The sequence below is a fragment of the Prosthecobacter dejongeii genome (assembly GCF_014203045.1).
GTDB classification, from domain to species: Bacteria; Verrucomicrobiota; Verrucomicrobiia; order Verrucomicrobiales; family Verrucomicrobiaceae; genus Prosthecobacter; species Prosthecobacter dejongeii.
In genome coordinates this window covers 210,517-227,608 of the sequence record NZ_JACHIF010000005.1, presented here as the reverse complement: position 1 = coordinate 227,608, position 17,092 = coordinate 210,517, and the positions used below count along the sequence as shown (strand labels likewise).

Here is a 17,092-nt window from a genome sequence, read left to right as displayed (position 1 = left end):
GGGGTAGGATGTAGCGCGGCAATCCACAGGCTGCAAAGCGCAACGCAAGATTGAAGATCTGCCCATCCTAGTGCAAGGTGGCACGCGGGTTGCGCGTATTTTCCTCCTCGATCAGCGTATTTTCCAGACGTTGATGGTAGCCCGCTGCTTCATCGAAGCCCCCCTCAGATGACTTCCCAGACTCCATTTTTCCTCCGGCTCCTCGGCGGCAGTTTTGCCGTCGCTGGTTCTTTGGCCGCTGCCGCCGACACCTTTCCGCCGGAACAGATCGAATTTTTTGAGAAAAGCGTGCGCCCCGTCTTGGCGGAAAATTGCTACAACTGCCACGGAGATCACAAGCATGAGAATGGTCTCCGTATGGATCTGCGCAGCGCTATCCTGCGCGGCAGTGACTATGGCAAAGTGGTGGAACCGGGCAACCCGGCTGCCTCCAAAATGATCAAGGCCATCAACCACGCCGCCGGGGTAGAGGCCATGCCCAAAAAGGGCGATAAACTCAAAGCTTCCGACATCGCAGCTCTGGAAAAGTGGGTGCAGATGGGCCTGCCCTGGCCGGAAGAAAAAGAAGTGGCTCATGGGGCCGCAAAGGCAGATCCCATGCAGCACTGGGCCTTCCAGCCGGTGAAAAAACCTGCGGGCACGGTGGATTCTATGGTCGGCGCGAAATTGAAAGCGGCGGGACTCGACTTTGCCCCGACTGCGGATGCCGCTACGCTTTGCCGCCGCATCCACGTCACCCTCACAGGTCTGCAGCCCTCCTATGAGGACGTAAAAGCCTTTGAACAAGCCTGCGCCAAAAATGCCCAGGCCGCTACGGATGCCCTGGTGGGCAGGCTCCTCGCCTCCCCAGCCTATGGCGAGCGCTGGGCGCGCCTGTGGTTAGATGTGGCCCGTTATGCCGATACCGATGGCTATCAAGTCGCGGGCAAAAACACCCGCTACCCCTATGCCTACACCTACCGTGACTGGGTGGTGAAGTCGCTGAATGACGACATGCCGTATGACAAGTTTTTGATGTATCAGTTGGCAGCGGACAAGATGGTGCCTGCGGGTCAAAATGATCCCCACTTGGCTGCCCTGGCCTACCTGAATGTGGGGGACCGTTTCATCAGCAACAAGGATCTGCAGACCGATGACCGCATCGACGCTGTGACACGCGGCATGCTGGGCCTAACCGTGGGTTGCGCACGCTGCCACGATCACAAATTTGATCCTATCCCGGCCCGCGATTACTACGCGCTCTACTCCATCTTCAACAGCAGCGAAGAGCCCGCCAATGAAGCCATGCCTATCATCGGCAAAGCGACCAATGAGGCGGATATCAAGGACTACGATGCCAAGGTGGCTGCCATTGCCAAAGAGGAGCTCGACTTCAAAAAGCAGGTCTATGATGAAATCCGCCATCCAGAGCGTGTCACCGAATACCTCGCCTTTGCCCAGGAAGCCGTCACCATCAAAGATCGCAACACGCTGAAAGGCCGTGCCGGACAGCTCAAGCTCCGTGACAAAGTGGCTGATCAATGGGGAGACTTCCTGAAACGTCACGCCCTGAAGGACAAGCCGCATCCGGTGATGATCGCGTGGAAAGAATTTGCTGCCCTCCCAGCGGATCAGTTTGCCGCTAAGGCCCCAGCCGTCGTCGAAGCCATGATCAAAACTGAGCGTGGCCTGAACGCGGTGACTCGCAATGAGCTGGCCAAACGCCCGGCTCCCAAAAATTTCAATGAAGTGGCCGCGCTGTATGCCGACATCTTCAATACCTGCCTCGCTGGCAAGGAACCGGACAATGCGGACTGGAAACAAGTGCGTGAAATCCTGCAAGCAGCCCCCAGCCCCATGTCTGTGCCAGTGGAGCAGGCGAATATCTTCTTCACCCGCAAGGACCTCACTCAGATGGTCAAGAACTCGAACGCGAGGCTGAAGCTGGAGTCTGAGCACCCGGGTGCCCCTCCTCGCGCCATGGTCATGCTGGACAAGCCAAAACCTGCCGACGTGAGCATCTTCATCCGTGGCAATCCTAGCCGCCGAGGCGCAGTCGCCCCACGCGGATGGCTCACCATGTTTGGTGGAGAAAGCTTCAAGGAAGGCAGCGGTCGCCTGGAACTCGCGCAGAAAATCGCTAGCAAGGACAATCCCCTCACCGCTCGTGTCATCGTGAATCGCGTGTGGGCCCAGCATTTTGGCAAGCCTTTGGTGGGGCAAACCAGTGACTTCGGCGTTCAGACGGATAAGCCCGTGCAGCAGGACGTTCTAGACTACCTCGCCGCCACTTTCATGGAAGAAGGCTGGAGTCTCAAAAAACTGCACCAGCGCATCCTCAGCAGCCGCACCTACCAGCAGGCGGCTCAAGTCAGCGCGGAAAAAAACCTCAAGGATGCCGACAATGAACTCCTCAGCCGCCAGAACCGCCAGCGTCTGGACTACGAATCCATGCGAGATGCTATGCTGCAAGTGGCTGGAGATCTGAACCCCGGCAAGATCGGCGGACGTGCGGTCGAATTGAAGGATAAAGAAGCCGATACCCGCCGCAGCATCTACCTTCTGGTGGATCGTTATGATCAAGCCACTGTGCCTGCCATGTTCGATTTCGCCAATCCGGACAACCACAGCCCCATCCGCTACGTGACCACCGTGCCGCAGCAGGCCCTGTTCCTCATGAATAGCCCCTTCATGCAGCAGCGCTCCACCAAGCTGGCCGCCGCCACACCCGTGAAAGGCAGCACGGTGGATTCAGAATCTGTGCAGGCTCTCTACCACCGTGTGCTGCGCCGCGATGCGCGGCCTGAGGAAGTCGAGATGGCCCAGCGCTTTTGCAATGATGCCGAGGGTCTCAGCCGCCGCGCAGCCGCCTTTGTCTGGCGTTACGGCTGGGGACAGGTGGAAAAAGACGCTGCCACAGGCAAAGTGAGCTTAGGAGGTTTTGAGCCCATGCCTCACTACGGCAAGGTCGGCCAGAGCACCTTCCGCTGGACGCCTGAGAAAGTGCATCCTTCCAAGGAATTTGGTCACCTCTACATCGGAGCAGGCAATGGCCACCCCGGCCACTCCTGGCCCGCTGTGATGCAATGGACTTCTCCTTTTGAAGGCCAGAAGATTCGCATCAGCGGCGTCATCAAACGCGCCAGTGAAAGAGGTAACGGCGTGCGTGTCTGGATCATCTCCAATCGCGCGGGGAAAATCCGTGAGGAGCTGATCAAACCCGCCAGCAGCGTGGACATCACCGCCGATCTCGAAGTCAGCCAGGATGAAGTGCTGAGCTTCGTCGTCGAATCCGAAAACAAAAACACGGACAGCGACAGTTATACCTGGGCACCCAAGATTGAACTTGTGGAGGCCGATGGCCACCTGAGTCCTCTCACCCGTGCCGATACTGACTTTTGCGGTCCGGAAGGCTGGCCCATCAACCGCGCCAAAGCTCAAACACCCCTGGCTCAGCTCGCTCAAGTGCTCATGATGTCGAACGAGTTCCAATTTGTGGATTGATTTCGTATTCTATTACTCACTCACACCGAAACCTGGAGGTTCCTCATGTCCATCGCCCACATTCGTGAACAGATCGCAGAACTCAGCTATGAAGAGCGCCTGCAGCTTTCTGATTGGCTCCAGATCACGACCGCCCTCGAGGATGAAGACGCAGAAGAGGCCGCTGAACTGGCTCTGGCAGAGCAGCGATCTGAAGAGCTTCGGTCAGGGGCTGTCATTGCGATCCCGTGGGAAGAAGTAAAACGACAGTTGGCGATAGCCTCGCCAACATGAACGTTGATTTTCACCCTTTGGCAGTCCGTGACTTGCTTGATGCACAAAAATATTAAGGCGAAATTGATCCAGCCCTATCGAAAGACTTCCGCCGCCAGCTTGATCTCATTGTAGCCACTTTATCAAAGTCGCCCTTTTTCTATCATCCCCTTTCTCTCCGTTCTCGGTTTAGGCGCGCCAATATGAAACGTTTTCCTTTTCATTTAATTTATGAAGTGACCGATTCAGAATCTCTGATCCGAGTCGTCGCCGTGCGCCACAACAAACGCCACCCTTCCCACGGTCTGAACCGTTCTTGGCCCCAAATTTAATTTTCCCATGTCCCACCACGCCCCCAACCTCGAACATCACTTCCTTACCCGCAGACAGCTCCTCAGCCGTCTCGGCATGGGCTTGGGCTCCATGGCCCTAGGAGATATCATGGGTGCAGGCAAGGCCCAGGCCGCTTTGAATGCCACCAACCCCTTCGGCGTCCGTCAGCCCCACTTTGAGCCGACAGCGAAGCGGGTCATCCATTTCTTCATGAATGGTGGCCCTTCACAGGTGGATACGTTCGATCCTAAGCCCATGCTGGATAAGTATGACGGCAAGGCCCTGCCGAACATGTCTCTCAAGACCGAGCGTCCCACTGGGGCCGGCCTGAAGTCCCCCTTCAAATTTCAAAAGTATGGCCAGTGTGGCCTGGAAGTGAGTGAAATTTTTTCCCGCACCGCCCAGTTTGCCGATGACCTCTGCGTCATCCGCTCCATGCAGGCCGATGTGCCTAACCATGAACCCTCCCTAGGTCTCATGAACACTGGCGATGGCCGCCTCCACCGCCCCAGCTTCGGCTCTTGGGTGACTTATGGGCTGGGCTCTGAAAACGAAAACCTGCCGGGCTACATCTCCATGTGCCCCAAGGGCATGCCCACGCGCCGGACAAAGAACTGGCAGTCCGCCTTCCTCCCCAGCATCTACCAGGGCACCTACATCAACACCGAGAACACAGATGTGGACAAGCTGGTCGAGTTCATCAAAAACACCTCGCTGGATATGAAGCAGCAGCGTCGCCAGCTAGACCTGCTCTATGAGATGAATCACAATCACCTCATCCAGCGTGACAAAGATCAGCAGCTCGATGCCCGCATCCAGAGCTACGAACTCGCCTATCGCATGCAGATGGAGGCGACGGATGCCTTCGACATCAGCAAGGAGCCTGAGCACATCCGCAAAGCCTATGGCGAAAACGACTTTGGTCGCCAGACCCTCATCGCCCGCCGTCTCCTCGAGCGCGGCGTCCGTTTCATCCAGCTCTGGACTGGGGCGGGCCAGCCCTGGGATAGCCATGATGAAATTCTCGACCACGCCCGTCTCGCCAAGGATGTGGACGGTGCCATCGCCGCTTTCATGGCAGACATGAAGCAGCGCGGTCTTTTCGACGATACCCTCATGATCTGGGGTGGTGAATTTGGCCGCACGCCTGCCGTCGAGCTCCCCACACCGGGTTCCAATGCAGGCAAACAGCGCGGTCGCGACCACAACCACTACGGCTTTACCAACTGGCTTGCTGGCGGCGGTGTCAAAGGTGGTTATACCCATGGTGCGACGGACGAGTTCGGCTTTGCCGCAGTAGAGAAACCCGTTCACGTGCATGAACTGCACGCCACGCTCCTGCGCGCCCTCGGTTTCGACCACTCCAAGTTTACCTTCAAGTATGCAGGTCTCGACTTCCGCCTTACTGGAGTCGAAGACTGCAAAATTGTTCCAGAACTGCTGGCCTGAGATTCAGACTTCGGCCAGAGGTGAGGTATGAGTGAACCCCTCCCTGCTGAATCCGAAGTCGCCGCTCTGCGGCAGGAAATAAAGGATTTGCGCCACGTGATCAAGCTCATGTGGACTCTCCTAGTCCTCTTTCTTGGCTACATCAGCTTCCGCGCCTGCACCTCCATTTACCAGTTTGAAATCATCTTTGAAAACATGCTGGGAGACAAAAATAAACTCCCCGACCTAACCAAAAGCTTGATCGCATGGAGCCGTGCCGGAGATGGTTTCGCGGCCCCTGCTTCAGTCATCCTACTCATTGGAGTAAGCCTCATCCTTCCCTGGAAACTCAAAAGCATCCGTGCCTCAGTCTGGGTTTCATTGATCTGCACAAGCCTGCTGGTGATTCACACCGCTCTATGCTGGGCAGGCACCTTTGCGCCGCTCATCACAGTCATCAAAGACTTGTCGGGCGCTGAGTGATAGCCTCTCACAGCCCCAGCATCTGGAGCATTTTAGCTTTGGAAATGGCCCCAGACTCACGGGCCACCTCGCGCCCCTCCTTGAAAGATATGAATGTGGGGATGCTGCGGATGCCGTGACTGGCCGCCAGCTCACTCTGCAAATCCACATCCAAGCGCACCACCTTCGCCCGGTCAGAAACTTCGCGTGAAAGTTCTTCGACCACCGGGCCCACGCTGCGGCAGGGACCGCACCAGTCCGCATAAAATTCCACTAGCACCGGCACGGTGGCATTTTTCACTTCCGGTAAGGTGGAGTAGTTCCGCCCCTGCGAGCTCAGAGGGGTCGCCATGTCCAGGGCGATCCAGCCACACCAGGCCATCACTGCCCCTGCGATCCACAACCCGATGTTGGATGACTTCATGCCCAAAATGTCCAGCATTCTCCTCAAATGCCAAGACCTTTCCCTGAGGTTAGACTCAAGGCCGCTAAGTAATGGGAGTGACGTTGAAGTTTTTGGGAACGTGGTCAGAAGCAGGAGAATGCATGCGCGGCCATCAGCACACTGGCTGGCGAACATGAACCGAACTTCAAGCGTGTTCCATGCCTAAGAAGGCACCCACCTTGCCTGGTGTCCCTGGGATGACTCTAGGAACTGCTCAAACAGCCGCCATTTCAGCCAGCAGGCGGCGCAGTTGGGCGAACTCCACGGGCTTCGTCAGGTGGGCTACAAAACCTGCGTCGTAGGCTTGTCGCTGATCTTCTTCCATGCCATAACCTGTGAGGGCGATGCCACGCAGCCCATACTGAGCCTTGAGGCTACGCATCAACTCAATGCCGGTGCCATCAGGCAGGCCGATGTCGCTGACCACAAAATCTAACTTTTGGTTAGCGGCCAATACTTCAGCCTGGGCGATGCATGTGGCGCTGATGACCTGATAACCTGCACGTTTGAGCAAACGACTCAGCACCGCCAATGTCGGCTCATGATCCTCCACGATCAGCAGGCGTAAAGAAGAGGCCGATGTAGGGTCGGGTTTAGCCGTGGAATCCCCGCCCTCAGATTCATCGCCTGGGGAAGGGATCTCATTCCCACGAGTGGCCGGAAGGCGCACGCGGAAGAGGGCTCCCTGGTCTGCGCCTTCACTCTCTGCCACAATGCTGCCTTCATGCATGTCCACGATGGCCTTGGAGATAGACAGCCCCAAGCCCATTCCACCAAAGCGATGATCATTGGTGAGACCCGCCTGTTCAAAAGGGCGGAAGATACGCTCAAGTTTATCCGCAGGAATCCCTATCCCGGAATCGACAATCTCTAAAACTAGACTGTCCTCTTCATCATAAGAACGAATAGCGATGGAACCTTTGGTGGGCGTGAACTTCACGGCATTCTTGAGCAGATTCCAAAACACTTGCTGGATGCGAGCAGCGTCACAACGGATCTGAGTCAGTGTGGCATCCAGGGCCAGTGTGATCACCAGCCCTTTGGCCTGAGCTTCATCACGCGCGATCTCGAGAGCGTGGCCTAACAAAGCATGCGCATCGCCCTCCTGGAGCCGCAGCACCATTTTACCGTGGGTGATTCGGGTAAGATCGAGAAGATCGTCGATCAACCTGGCTTCGAGGCTGACGTTGCGCTGCATCATGCGCAGCGTTTCACGCACGGTGCCTGGGAGTGCAGGGTCTTCACACAGATCTTCCACAGCCATCAAAACAGGCGTCAGCGGCGTTCTCAGCTCGTGAGAGAGAGCCGCTAAAAATTCATCCTTAGCACGGCTGGCACGCTCGGCCTCAGCCCGGGCTTGGCGGGCGGCCTCTTCGGCTTTGACCACATCGTGGATATCGGTGGAGGTGCCATACCAGCGCACGATTTCACCCCGCTCATCCCGCAGAGCTACAGCACGCCCTAAAAACCAGCGATAATTCTGCGTCGCAGGCTCATACCAACGGTAACGTATTTCATAGGGTGCCCCAGTGCGTACGGAGTGATACCAGACCTCCGAACAGCGTGGAGCATCCTCCGGGTGCAGGACGGAGAGCCAGCCTGCATCTCCTGCTTCACGCTGCGGACGCCCAGTGAAGTCATACCAGCGTTGATTGAAATATTCCACATGCCCATCGGGCCGCGCCATCCAGACGACCTGGGGCATGAGATCGGCAATTTGACGAAACCGGGATTCACTTTCCTTCAGATCTCGGGTCACGCGGGCACGTTCCAGGGCTTCCCAGCAGCGGTTGGCCACATGTTGAGTGAGTGAGACTTCCTCCGCTGTCCAGCGGCGTGGCCCATTCATGTGCACGGCCATGGAGGCCACCAGTTTGCCATCTTTGTGCAGTGGCACGCAGATCACAGCGCGGATCTGCCCATTTTCATAAGATTGAGTGCCTTCCGGGGCTGGCTCGTGCGTGAAGATGTCCTCCACGACGTAGGCCTCATTCGCCCGCATGAGGGCGAGGACATGCGATCCAAACTGGGTGAAGGTATAACGACCAATGATACTCCCCACCCCACAGGTATAATCCCCGAGGATATTCATCGTATCTTCATCGGCCTCAATGTCTGCGTAAGCACAGCGGTCCACCCGGAGATGCTGGCCTAACAAACGCGCGGAGATGGCCACGATGTCTTCCGCATTGCTCAAAGGCCGTACCGCATCATCCAAAGAAACAAGGAACTTTTGCCTCTGTTCGGCATGTCTTCTTTCCGTGATATCCAGAAAAGCCCCGACACTGCCACAGCTCTCTCCCCGCTCATTAAAGAGGGGCGAGACATATTCCAGTAAGCGCACCTTACGCCCATCTGAAAAAACGAGATTCAGTTCACAATCACGGATCTCCTTGCCGTCACGCGCAGCCAACTGCATGGGCAATTGCTCCGCTGGCACTTCCACTCCATCGTCATTGAACACGCGGAAATGTTGGGGAATCTGCCCCTCAGGAGCTGTTTTGGAAGCGTTGCCACCATGCGGCACTTCGAGCAGTTTTGAGAAAGCAGCATTGAGGCGTATATGGCTGCATTGAGGATCATTCGCGATGGCGATGCCAACCGGCAAGACCTCCAACAAGGTCTCGAGTTCTGCCAATCGAGCCCGGCTTTCTTGACTCAGCCGCGTCATTTCTCTTTCCGCCACCAGACGCTCCGTAATGTCCGTAAACTTCACCGCCACCTGCGACTGCTCTGGGCAGCCAATGGGAAAGGCATACACCTCAAACCAGCGCCCCAGTGACTCAGACCCCTCCGTGAAGTTCACCGGTTCCCGTTCCTTTGCCACTCGGCCATAAATCTGAAACCAGTGCTCCTCATGCAAGGGATTCATTTCCTTGATGGTTTTACCATGCGCATCCTTCAGACCCGTGTGTTTTTCAAAAGCCAGATTGGTTTCGACAAAACGGTAGTCCACCGCCCGGCCATCCTCATTCCAAATCATTTCTAACACACAGAAACCATCATTGATGGAGGCAAACAATGAGCGGTAACGCTCTTCACTGGCCTGCAGAGCCGCAGCCACGGCTTTGTCCTCCGTGACATCTCGGAAATAAACAGAAAGCCCACCTCCACGGATGGGAAAGCCACGCACAGAAAACCACCTTTCCCAGGGCGTGTAAAAGACCTCGAACTCCACCGAGACCCCTTCCCGAACAGCCCGGAGAAATTCCGTCTCAATAATGGTCCCATGAGCGGAAGGAAACATCTCCCAGTAACTGTGGCCTAACAAAGCATCGGGTGACTCGATGTAAGCCGAAAGGATGCGCTTCGCCGCTTCATTCACAAAGGTAAAACGCCACTGGGGATCAAACCCATAAAACCCATCCGTGATGCTTTCCAGAATCCGCGTCACATGATCTTCATGCTCACCCACGCTGAATGAATGAGGGGAAATTGACGCCGTGAGATGAGAAGCCTCCATGAGTTCAAAATGAGTGGAGTGGCGACCTCTGATGCAAAGGCAGTCGGCACAGCAGAAGCATCATAACGTGAAGTTGAACTTTTGCCATGGAGAAGGATGGGGGAAATAAGCCGATATTTCAGGAGCTCGCGCCAAGGAGAGACGCATCTGGCCCGCACATGCGGGCGGGGTCTAGAGCTTCGTCTAACTCTTTTTGGGTGAGGCCCAGGGCCTGGAGCTGCTGCTGACATATTTGCCGCACTGGCACCCCGGTGCGGGCACTTTCCTTGGCAATCACAGCCGCTCGATCATAACCAATTTTCGCATTCAATCCCGTCACCAGAGCTAAGCTACGCTCGATGAAATCCCGACACCGCGCTTTATTCGCCTCAATGCCCTGCACGCAACGTTCATTCAATAAGGCGGTAGCCCTAGAGAGCAGGGCGATGCTTTCCAGCACAGCCGCCCCGAGGGCAGGCATCATCACATTCAGCTCAAAGTTTCCCTGAGCCGCACACCAGGTGACCGTCGCATCATTGCCAAAAACACGCGCACACACCTGCATCAGGCTTTCAGACATCACGGGATTCACCTTGCCCGGCATGATGCTGCTGCCTGGCTGCGTGGCGGGCAGGATGATTTCACCGATGGCACATTGGGGCCCAGAACTCAGCCACCGCAGATCATTGGCCATTTTAAAAAGACTGGTCGCCAGCGTTTTGAGTAGGCCGCTCACCTCCACCAGCGCATCCCGCGCCGCTTGGCTTTCAAAGGGGTCTCGAGCCTGGCTAAAAGGCAGGCCTATGCGCCGTGAGATCTCGGCAATCGCCAAAGCAGGAAAATCAGGATGCCGATTTAAACCCGTGCCCACGGCCGTGCCGCCCAGGGGTATTTCTGCCAGCGCCTGAATGGCTCTTTGCACACGCTCTCCCCCCAGTTCCACCTGCCGCGCATACCCCTTAAACTCCTGGCCTAACCGAACGGGGGTAGCGTCCATCAGGTGCGTGCGTCCAATTTTGAGCACGTCCCAAAAAGCCTCGCCTTTCTGGGCAAGACTGGCCTGAAGCCCTCGCAGAGAAGGCAGCAAACGTTCATTCATTTCTCGCGCGGCAGCGATGTGCAAGGCCGTGGGAAAAGTGTCATTCGAGGACTGACCCATGTTGACATCATCATTCGGATGCACCGGGTCCTTGGCCCCGATGGGCTTCCCCGCTAATTGGCAGGCACGATTGGCGATCACCTCATTGACATTCATGTTCGTGCTGGTGCCCGAACCGGTCTGATAAATATCCAGAACAAAATGAGCGTCCAACTTACCTTCGGCGACCTCCTGTGCTGCCTGCTCAATGAGGTCAGCCTTTTCCTTCGCTAGAAGGCCTAACCGATGATGCACCTGGGCGGCAACTCCCTTGATGATGCCGTAAGCGTGAATGATGGGAAACGGCACGGGGTGGCCGCTGACTGGAAAATTGAGCACTGCTCTCTGAGTGGAGGCCCCATACAGCGCATCCGCTGGCACTGGCATTTCCCCCATGCTGTCTTTTTCCACGCGGATCGTCATGGGTGAATGCTGGCAGATCTGCCGCGATACAAAAAGACGAAAAGAAGGAATATAAACTAACGGGTCTGGGCCACCCGCTGGAGATAACGTGAACTCTCCTCATTCTTAGCCACGGCGATCATGGGTTTTTCTTTGTCCTTACCGATCGGCTTGGTGGCCACGGTTTCAGGGAAAGGGGTAGCGGCATCGCTGGCACCGATAGCCGCCATCACCAAGGTGAAAGCTAGCACGGAGCCAGCTAGAACTGGAGTCAAAGTCGTGTCTTTCATACACTCTTTCATCGCGGTCATGTCCACATCTGCGCGTATGGTTTTCGGTACGCGGCAGATTTTCCAAAAACGATCCGAGACATCTGCTGAGCCGCCTCCAAGATCAGCAGCCTTCCGAACGTTGAACTCATGATGTCCACACCCTCACCCCGTCCTCTTTGGCAAGATCTCCTTCATGGGGCCCTCGGCTTCGCTCTGGTCAGCCTAGCGGCTTTTTCCATCTGGGCTTTTGCCGGAAGGTTCTTTGCTCCTTTCGGCGGTGAAGTGGCCATGTATGCGGCTATTGCTGGGGTCTTTTTAGGTTTTTCCGGCCTGTTACTGGGTCGGCTGGCAGGCAGCATCGGACGATTTTATCAGGCTTTTTTGCCCGCCTTTTTCCTCTATGCCATCGTCTGGTGCATCGCTTGGTTTGCGTTTAAAAATCGCACAGGGGAGTGGCTGGGAGCAGCGGCAGGCAGCATCATCTTCACCTATGTCGTCATGAAAATCTTGGGCTCCACACGGGGCTGGCTCTTAGCAGCCGTGACCTTGTTTGGCCTCCATTCCGCAGGCTACTTTGCTGGTGACTGGGCCATGTATGATGTCTGGCTCAGCCCAGATAATCTGGCAGATCTGACCAAAAAGGACCGCGCCCAGGCCGCGCTGATGGGGAAACTTTCCTGGGGTCTCTTCTACGGGCTGGGCTTTGGGGCCGGGATCGGCTGCGTCTTTCACCGCGCGCGGGTTGGGGCTTGAGCGGCGGCACTTCCCTGCTATACATTCCCTTTCCACCATGGCTCTTGCAAAGATCACCCAAGTTTCCGGCACTGCCGTCCACGTCCCAGGTTCCGATATTGATACGGACCGCATCATCCCTGCCCGCTTCATGAAGTGCGTCACCTTTGACGGTCTGGGTGAGTTCGCTTTTTACGACGTGCGTTTCGATAAAGACGGCAAACCTACCGGCCATCCCCTGGATGACCCGCGCTTCAAAGGGGCCTCCATCCTGCTTTCCGGCACGAACTTCGGCTGTGGCAGCTCCCGCGAGCACGCCCCCCAGGCCCTCTATCGTTTTGGCTTCAGGGCCGTCATCGCCCAGAGCTTTGCCGAAATCTTTTTTGGCAACTGCACCACCCTCGGCATCCCCTGCGTGATTGCCTCCGCTGAAGACATCGCCAAACTGGCCGCTGCCGTGGAAGTCAACCCCGCCATCGAAGTCACCGTGGATGTGGAAAACAATCGCGTCGTCTTCGGTGATGACACGTTCAGCGTGAAGATCCCCACCACCGCTCATGAAGCTCTGACCAGCGGCAAGTGGGACCCCATCGCCGAACTCCTCGAATCCAAGGAAGCCATCCACGGTCGCATGAGCGCCATGGGCTGGGTCTAAGCCGGGTTTCTCTCTTTCAAACCACCCATCATGAGCACCGTACCCGACCAGCTTCGTTATCGCGATTCCCATGAGTGGGTGGACCCCACGCAGGAAATCTCCCCCGTGGGCATCACTGACCACGCCCAGGCGGAACTGACCGACGTGGTCTTTGTGGACCTGCCCAAGCTGGGCCCCGTCACCGCAAGCCAGCAGGTCTGCGTGGTGGAGTCTGTCAAGGCCGCCAGTGACATCTACTCCCCCGTGAGTGGTGAAATCGTGGAGGTGAATGAAGCCCTCAATGCCGAGCCCGGTCTCATCAATACCGACCCCTACGGCGCAGGATGGATCTTTAAAATCAAGATCGCCCAGGCCGATGAAGCCGCCTCTCTCATGGATGCGGCCGCCTACAAAGCCCACATCGGCTAAAAGGTGTGCAAAGAAGGGTGCTGTCTAGTGCGGCAGCCCTTCTAAATCGACCGGCAGCTTGGGGTCATCCTTGGCTTTTTCAGTCGCCAGCTTTTCTCCCCATTCAGCGACCTTGGCGGGATTCACCTCGGCAAGGTTTTCTGTTTCATAGGGGTCTTTGGCGATGTTAAAAAGCTCGGCCTTGCCCTTGGCCCGTGAGATGAATTTCCAGTCGCCATACCGCAGCGATGCATCGCCGGAACGATGAGCGATGTAGATCGGGCGTGCCGCAGGCAAAACCATCTCTCCACTCAGGGCCCGCCACTGGCTCACTCCATCCCACTTCAGATCTCCCTTCGCCTCATACCCGACCAGGGTGGCCAGCGTAGGCATCCAATCCACCGCATGCATGGGCGTGCGGAAGAACTGGGGCGACAGTTTCCCGGGCCAGTTCGCAAAGGCGCACACCCGCGTGCCGCCTTCATAAAGCGTGTTCTTTTGGCCCCGCAGTGGATGGTTTTCACTGTTCAGCGGTGAGTGCCCCACCTTCCCCACATAGGCATTCTTGAGAGATTCGATACCGCCATTGTCGCTGGTGAAAATGATCAGCGTCTGCTCCCGCTGCCCCGTCTTTTCCAAGGCCGCCACCATCTGGCCGATCTTTGCATCCAACTGGGAAACCATGGCCGCCAGGCGCAGCCGGCTGTCCTGCTTTTCTGGCTCGTCATGGAACTTCACGCCCTCATAGAGCTTCTTGTATTCTTCAGGGGCATCCACAGGCGTGTGCACGGCATGGAAGGGCACATAGATGAACCACGGCCCCTTACTTTCCTCGATGCGCCGCACCGCCTCAGCCGCCACCAGTTCGGTGGCATTGCCCTCTTCATGGAAAAGCTTGCTATCGCGATGCCAAGTGTCCTCATAGGGACCCACACGATACTTGTGCGTCCATGGATCTGCCGCCCCAGTCAGCGTGCCATAGCCGTGGTCAAAGCCATAGGCATTCGGCCCCCACTCCACGCGCGCACCCAGATGCCACTTGCCCGTCTGGTAGGTAGCGTAGCCCAGAGATTTCAGCATGGAGGCCATCGTCAGCGTGCCCAGCGGCATGGCGCGCAGGTTACTCGGAGCCAGAGCCTGCGGGCCAAAGCGCCCCGGATACCTGCCACTCATCAGCGCCGTGCGTGTGGGGGTGCAGACAGGTTGCACATAGTGCTGGTCCAGCTCCACCCCTTCCTTCACCAGTTTGTCCATGTGCGGTGTTTTGCCAAATCCCCCATGCCAACCCACATCTGCCCAGCCCAGATCATCTGCAACGATGAACAGTATGTTAGGCCGGGGAGTCTGCCCGTGAACCACAGCCGAGGCCAGCAACAGGACGAAAAGAAAAGCCAAGAAACGCATCCCCTAAAGACGAAGTCGTCCGCCCCATATTTCGCAGGAAATTCGATCCGTCATTCAACCCCACGACCACGTTCCAAACCAGTCACGATATTGCAGTGGCCCTCATCGGCTTTAGCCACACTGTCTCTTCGGTATGAATATCGCTCCCACCTCCACTCATAATAAAGCCCTCGGCTACATCCTCTGGATCTTCGGTTTCACAGGCGCTCATCGTTTTTACTTTGGCAAGCCCGCCACCGGCATCCTCTGGTTTTGCACCGCGGGTCTCTTCCTCATCGGCTGGATTGTGGACCTCTTCCTCATCCCCGGCATGGACCGCAAGGCAGACGCCCGCTACACCTCAGGTCCTTATGAGTACTCCACCGCCTGGATACTGCTCACCTTTCTCGGCATCTTTGGCGTGCACCGCTTTTACCAGGGCAAGTGGATCTCCGGCCTGCTTTACCTCATCTCAGGTGGTGGATTCCTCATCGGGGTGGTCTATGACTTCTGCACGCTCAACAGTCAGTTGGATGAACTGAACCGCAAAAGCTAACGAGCCACAAATTTTTCCTGCTTAGGAGAGAGAAACAGCCCCGTGCATGCGTGAAGCCTCTGCATGAAACTGTTTCTCTTTCTCTTTTGGGCCTCTCTCTCTTTTGTCAGCGCTCGGGACGGCACCCTGGATCTCTATTGGATTGATTCCGAAGGCGGCGGCTCCACCCTCATCGTCACGCCAGAGGGCGAGTCCATCCTTGTGGATACTGGCAATCCCGGCGGGCGCGATCCCCAGCGCATCCAGCAGGTAGCCACCCAGGTCGCTGGCCTGAAGCGCATTGACCACGTCGTCATCACCCACTTCCATGCCGATCACTTCGGCGGCTTAGCAGAGCTGGCCGAGCTCATGCCCATCGGGACTCTTTATGACAAAGGCGTGCCCGAGGGCAGCCCCGATGGCAAACCGCAAGACATGCGCTGGGCCCTCATGAGACGCCCTTACCTGAGCGCGAAGGTAGAAAAACGCGTGACTCTGGCCGCTGGTGACGAACTGCCCTTAAAACAAACCGCTGGCTGCCCCAAGCTCAGTCTGCGCTGCCTAGGCGCTAACCAAAAGTTCATCACGGCCCCAACCGATGCGCCACGCAATCCACTCACAGGCAGCGTTCCCCCCAAAGCCGTGGACCCGAGTGACAATGCCAACAGCGTGGTCCTCTTGCTTCAGTTCGGTGATTTCCGGTTCTTTGATGGCGGTGACCTCACCTGGAATGTGGAGGAAAAGCTCGTCACGCCGATCAATCTTGTCGGGACGGTGGATCTCTATCAGGTGAACCATCACGGTCTCGATAGCAGCAACAATCCCGTCCTCATCCGCAGCCTGCAGCCCACCGTTTCCGTCATGAACAACGGGCCCAAAAAGGGCACTAGCAAATCCGCTCTGGATGCCCTGAAGTCTGCGCCTAGCCTTATTGCCATGTATCAGGTCCACGAAAACATTCGCGAGGATCACGAAAACACGACCGATAAAACCATGATCGCGAATCACGGTGATCCCGGCGAAGCCTGTACCGCACATCCCATCCACTGCACCGTCAGTACCGACTCCAAAAGTTACACCCTCGCCGTGCCCTCGCAGTCTCACTCCCGCACGTATCAAACACGCGCCAAGTAAGACACCTGAGTCATCGAGCTTCACTTAAACTCCAGATCGGGTGGGAAATTCCGCACCAGATCATCCTTCGTGTAAGGCAGCCCGTCCGGCCCATCGTAAACGAGCTGGAACGCACAGCCGCTGCTGGAGATCACGTGAAGGCGGATGCCTGGCGCTTCAGGAGCAGAGCGGAAGGCCTCTTTTTGCAGCGCCGGATGCTCCTTGGGCACCAGGGCTAGATTCTTGCGATTGCCCCCAGCCAGTTGGTCACACACCTCTTGCCAAGTGCCGTTGGGCAGAGAGCGCACCGTTGTCCAATAATCCACCAGCATTTGCCCCACGATGGTCGTCTGCTGCTCCGGGGTGAGATCGGGTTTGAGTAAATCATTCAGCGGCCCAGGCGGCAGACCCGCCGCAGGATCTGGCACGGGCAGGCCCGCCTTCAGCGCCGGATCTTCCGGCTGCAGACTCTCTTGTTTTTGACCTAACCATGTTTGCACACCCGCCCATAATCCCCCAATGCCACCACTTTTGCCAAGCATGAGCCCAAACAAGACCGCCAGAAGCAGCAGCAAAATGAAAGCGAAAGGACGAAGGAATGATTTCACAACGAACAATCTTAGCCTCACC

Annotated in this window: 15 protein-coding genes; 9 read left to right on the top strand and 6 right to left on the bottom strand. The window is 56.8% G+C overall.

The features are described 5' to 3' along the window. Nucleotides 1–168: 168 nt before the first annotated feature. The 4 genes from HNQ64_RS13565 to HNQ64_RS13545 all read left to right on the top strand — a co-directional run bounded on the left by HNQ64_RS13565 (nucleotide 169) and on the right by HNQ64_RS13545 (nucleotide 5,979). Entirely contained in the window at nucleotides 169–3,483 is a 3,315-nt protein-coding gene (locus HNQ64_RS13565; RefSeq protein ID WP_184209469.1) for a PSD1 and planctomycete cytochrome C domain-containing protein, read from the top strand. A 45-nt stretch (nucleotides 3,484–3,528) separates the two neighbouring features. Continuing rightward, nucleotides 3,529–3,756 (top strand): hypothetical protein, encoded by a 228-nt coding sequence (locus tag HNQ64_RS13560; protein ID WP_184209467.1) that lies wholly within the window; start codon nucleotides 3,529–3,531, stop codon nucleotides 3,754–3,756. Between the two features lie 318 nt (nucleotides 3,757–4,074). Beyond that, on the top strand, nucleotides 4,075–5,517 hold the full coding sequence (locus tag HNQ64_RS13550) for a DUF1501 domain-containing protein (protein WP_184209463.1): 1,443 nt from the start codon (nucleotides 4,075–4,077) through the stop codon (nucleotides 5,515–5,517). Between the two features lie 27 nt (nucleotides 5,518–5,544). After that, nucleotides 5,545–5,979, top strand: coding sequence for a hypothetical protein (locus HNQ64_RS13545; protein ID WP_184209461.1), 435 nt, complete (start codon nucleotides 5,545–5,547; stop codon nucleotides 5,977–5,979). Nucleotides 5,980–5,986: 7 nt separating this feature from the next. Here the strand turns inward: HNQ64_RS13545 and trxA are convergent, their stop codons facing one another. The 4 genes from trxA to HNQ64_RS13525 all read right to left on the bottom strand — a co-directional run bounded on the left by trxA (nucleotide 5,987) and on the right by HNQ64_RS13525 (nucleotide 11,675). Then, nucleotides 5,987–6,400 (bottom strand): thioredoxin, encoded by a 414-nt coding sequence (gene trxA / locus HNQ64_RS13540; RefSeq protein ID WP_221305450.1) that lies wholly within the window; start codon nucleotides 6,398–6,400, stop codon nucleotides 5,987–5,989. Between the two features lie 217 nt (nucleotides 6,401–6,617). Further along, the gene (locus HNQ64_RS13535; RefSeq protein ID WP_184209459.1) at nucleotides 6,618–9,866 is read right to left on the bottom strand and encodes a PAS domain-containing protein; all 3,249 of its coding nucleotides are present in this window, start codon (nucleotides 9,864–9,866) and stop codon (nucleotides 6,618–6,620) included. Nucleotides 9,867–9,984: 118 nt separating this feature from the next. Beyond that, complete coding sequence (locus HNQ64_RS13530) at nucleotides 9,985–11,406, bottom strand: class II fumarate hydratase (RefSeq protein WP_184209457.1); 1,422 nt, start codon at nucleotides 11,404–11,406, stop codon at nucleotides 9,985–9,987. Nucleotides 11,407–11,462: 56 nt separating this feature from the next. Further along, nucleotides 11,463–11,675, bottom strand: a complete 213-nt coding sequence (locus HNQ64_RS13525; protein ID WP_184209455.1) for a hypothetical protein — start codon at nucleotides 11,673–11,675, stop codon at nucleotides 11,463–11,465. 129 nt (nucleotides 11,676–11,804) lie between these two features. Between HNQ64_RS13525 and HNQ64_RS13520 the strand changes: the two genes are divergently transcribed. Genes HNQ64_RS13520 through gcvH form a run of 3 tightly spaced genes read left to right on the top strand, consistent with a single transcriptional unit; the run spans nucleotide 11,805 to nucleotide 13,452 of the window. Then, nucleotides 11,805–12,410: a hypothetical protein gene (locus HNQ64_RS13520; protein ID WP_184209453.1), complete on the top strand. Its 606-nt coding sequence runs from the start codon at nucleotides 11,805–11,807 to the stop codon at nucleotides 12,408–12,410. 37 nt (nucleotides 12,411–12,447) lie between these two features. Beyond that, nucleotides 12,448–13,044: a 3-isopropylmalate dehydratase small subunit gene (gene leuD / locus HNQ64_RS13515; RefSeq protein WP_184209451.1), complete on the top strand. Its 597-nt coding sequence runs from the start codon at nucleotides 12,448–12,450 to the stop codon at nucleotides 13,042–13,044. Nucleotides 13,045–13,074: 30 nt separating this feature from the next. Continuing rightward, nucleotides 13,075–13,452 (top strand): glycine cleavage system protein GcvH, encoded by a 378-nt coding sequence (gene gcvH / locus HNQ64_RS13510; protein WP_184209449.1) that lies wholly within the window; start codon nucleotides 13,075–13,077, stop codon nucleotides 13,450–13,452. 24 nt (nucleotides 13,453–13,476) lie between these two features. Here the strand turns inward: gcvH and HNQ64_RS13505 are convergent, their stop codons facing one another. Then, nucleotides 13,477–14,835 carry an arylsulfatase B gene (locus HNQ64_RS13505; protein WP_184209447.1) on the bottom strand — a complete coding sequence of 453 codons (1,359 nt, stop codon included), beginning with the start codon at nucleotides 14,833–14,835 and terminating at the stop codon, nucleotides 13,477–13,479. 133 nt (nucleotides 14,836–14,968) lie between these two features. On the opposite strand from HNQ64_RS13505, the gene HNQ64_RS13500 reads away from it, so the two are divergent. Next, nucleotides 14,969–15,370, top strand: coding sequence for an NINE protein (locus HNQ64_RS13500; protein ID WP_184209445.1), 402 nt, complete (start codon nucleotides 14,969–14,971; stop codon nucleotides 15,368–15,370). Between the two features lie 63 nt (nucleotides 15,371–15,433). Further along, on the top strand, nucleotides 15,434–16,483 hold the full coding sequence (locus HNQ64_RS13495) for a ComEC/Rec2 family competence protein (RefSeq protein ID WP_184209443.1): 1,050 nt from the start codon (nucleotides 15,434–15,436) through the stop codon (nucleotides 16,481–16,483). 20 nt (nucleotides 16,484–16,503) lie between these two features. Here HNQ64_RS13495 and HNQ64_RS13490 read toward each other — a convergent pair whose 3' ends face one another. Continuing rightward, nucleotides 16,504–17,070 carry a hypothetical protein gene (locus HNQ64_RS13490; protein WP_184209441.1) on the bottom strand — a complete coding sequence of 189 codons (567 nt, stop codon included), beginning with the start codon at nucleotides 17,068–17,070 and terminating at the stop codon, nucleotides 16,504–16,506. Nucleotides 17,071–17,092: the final 22 nt, after the last annotated feature.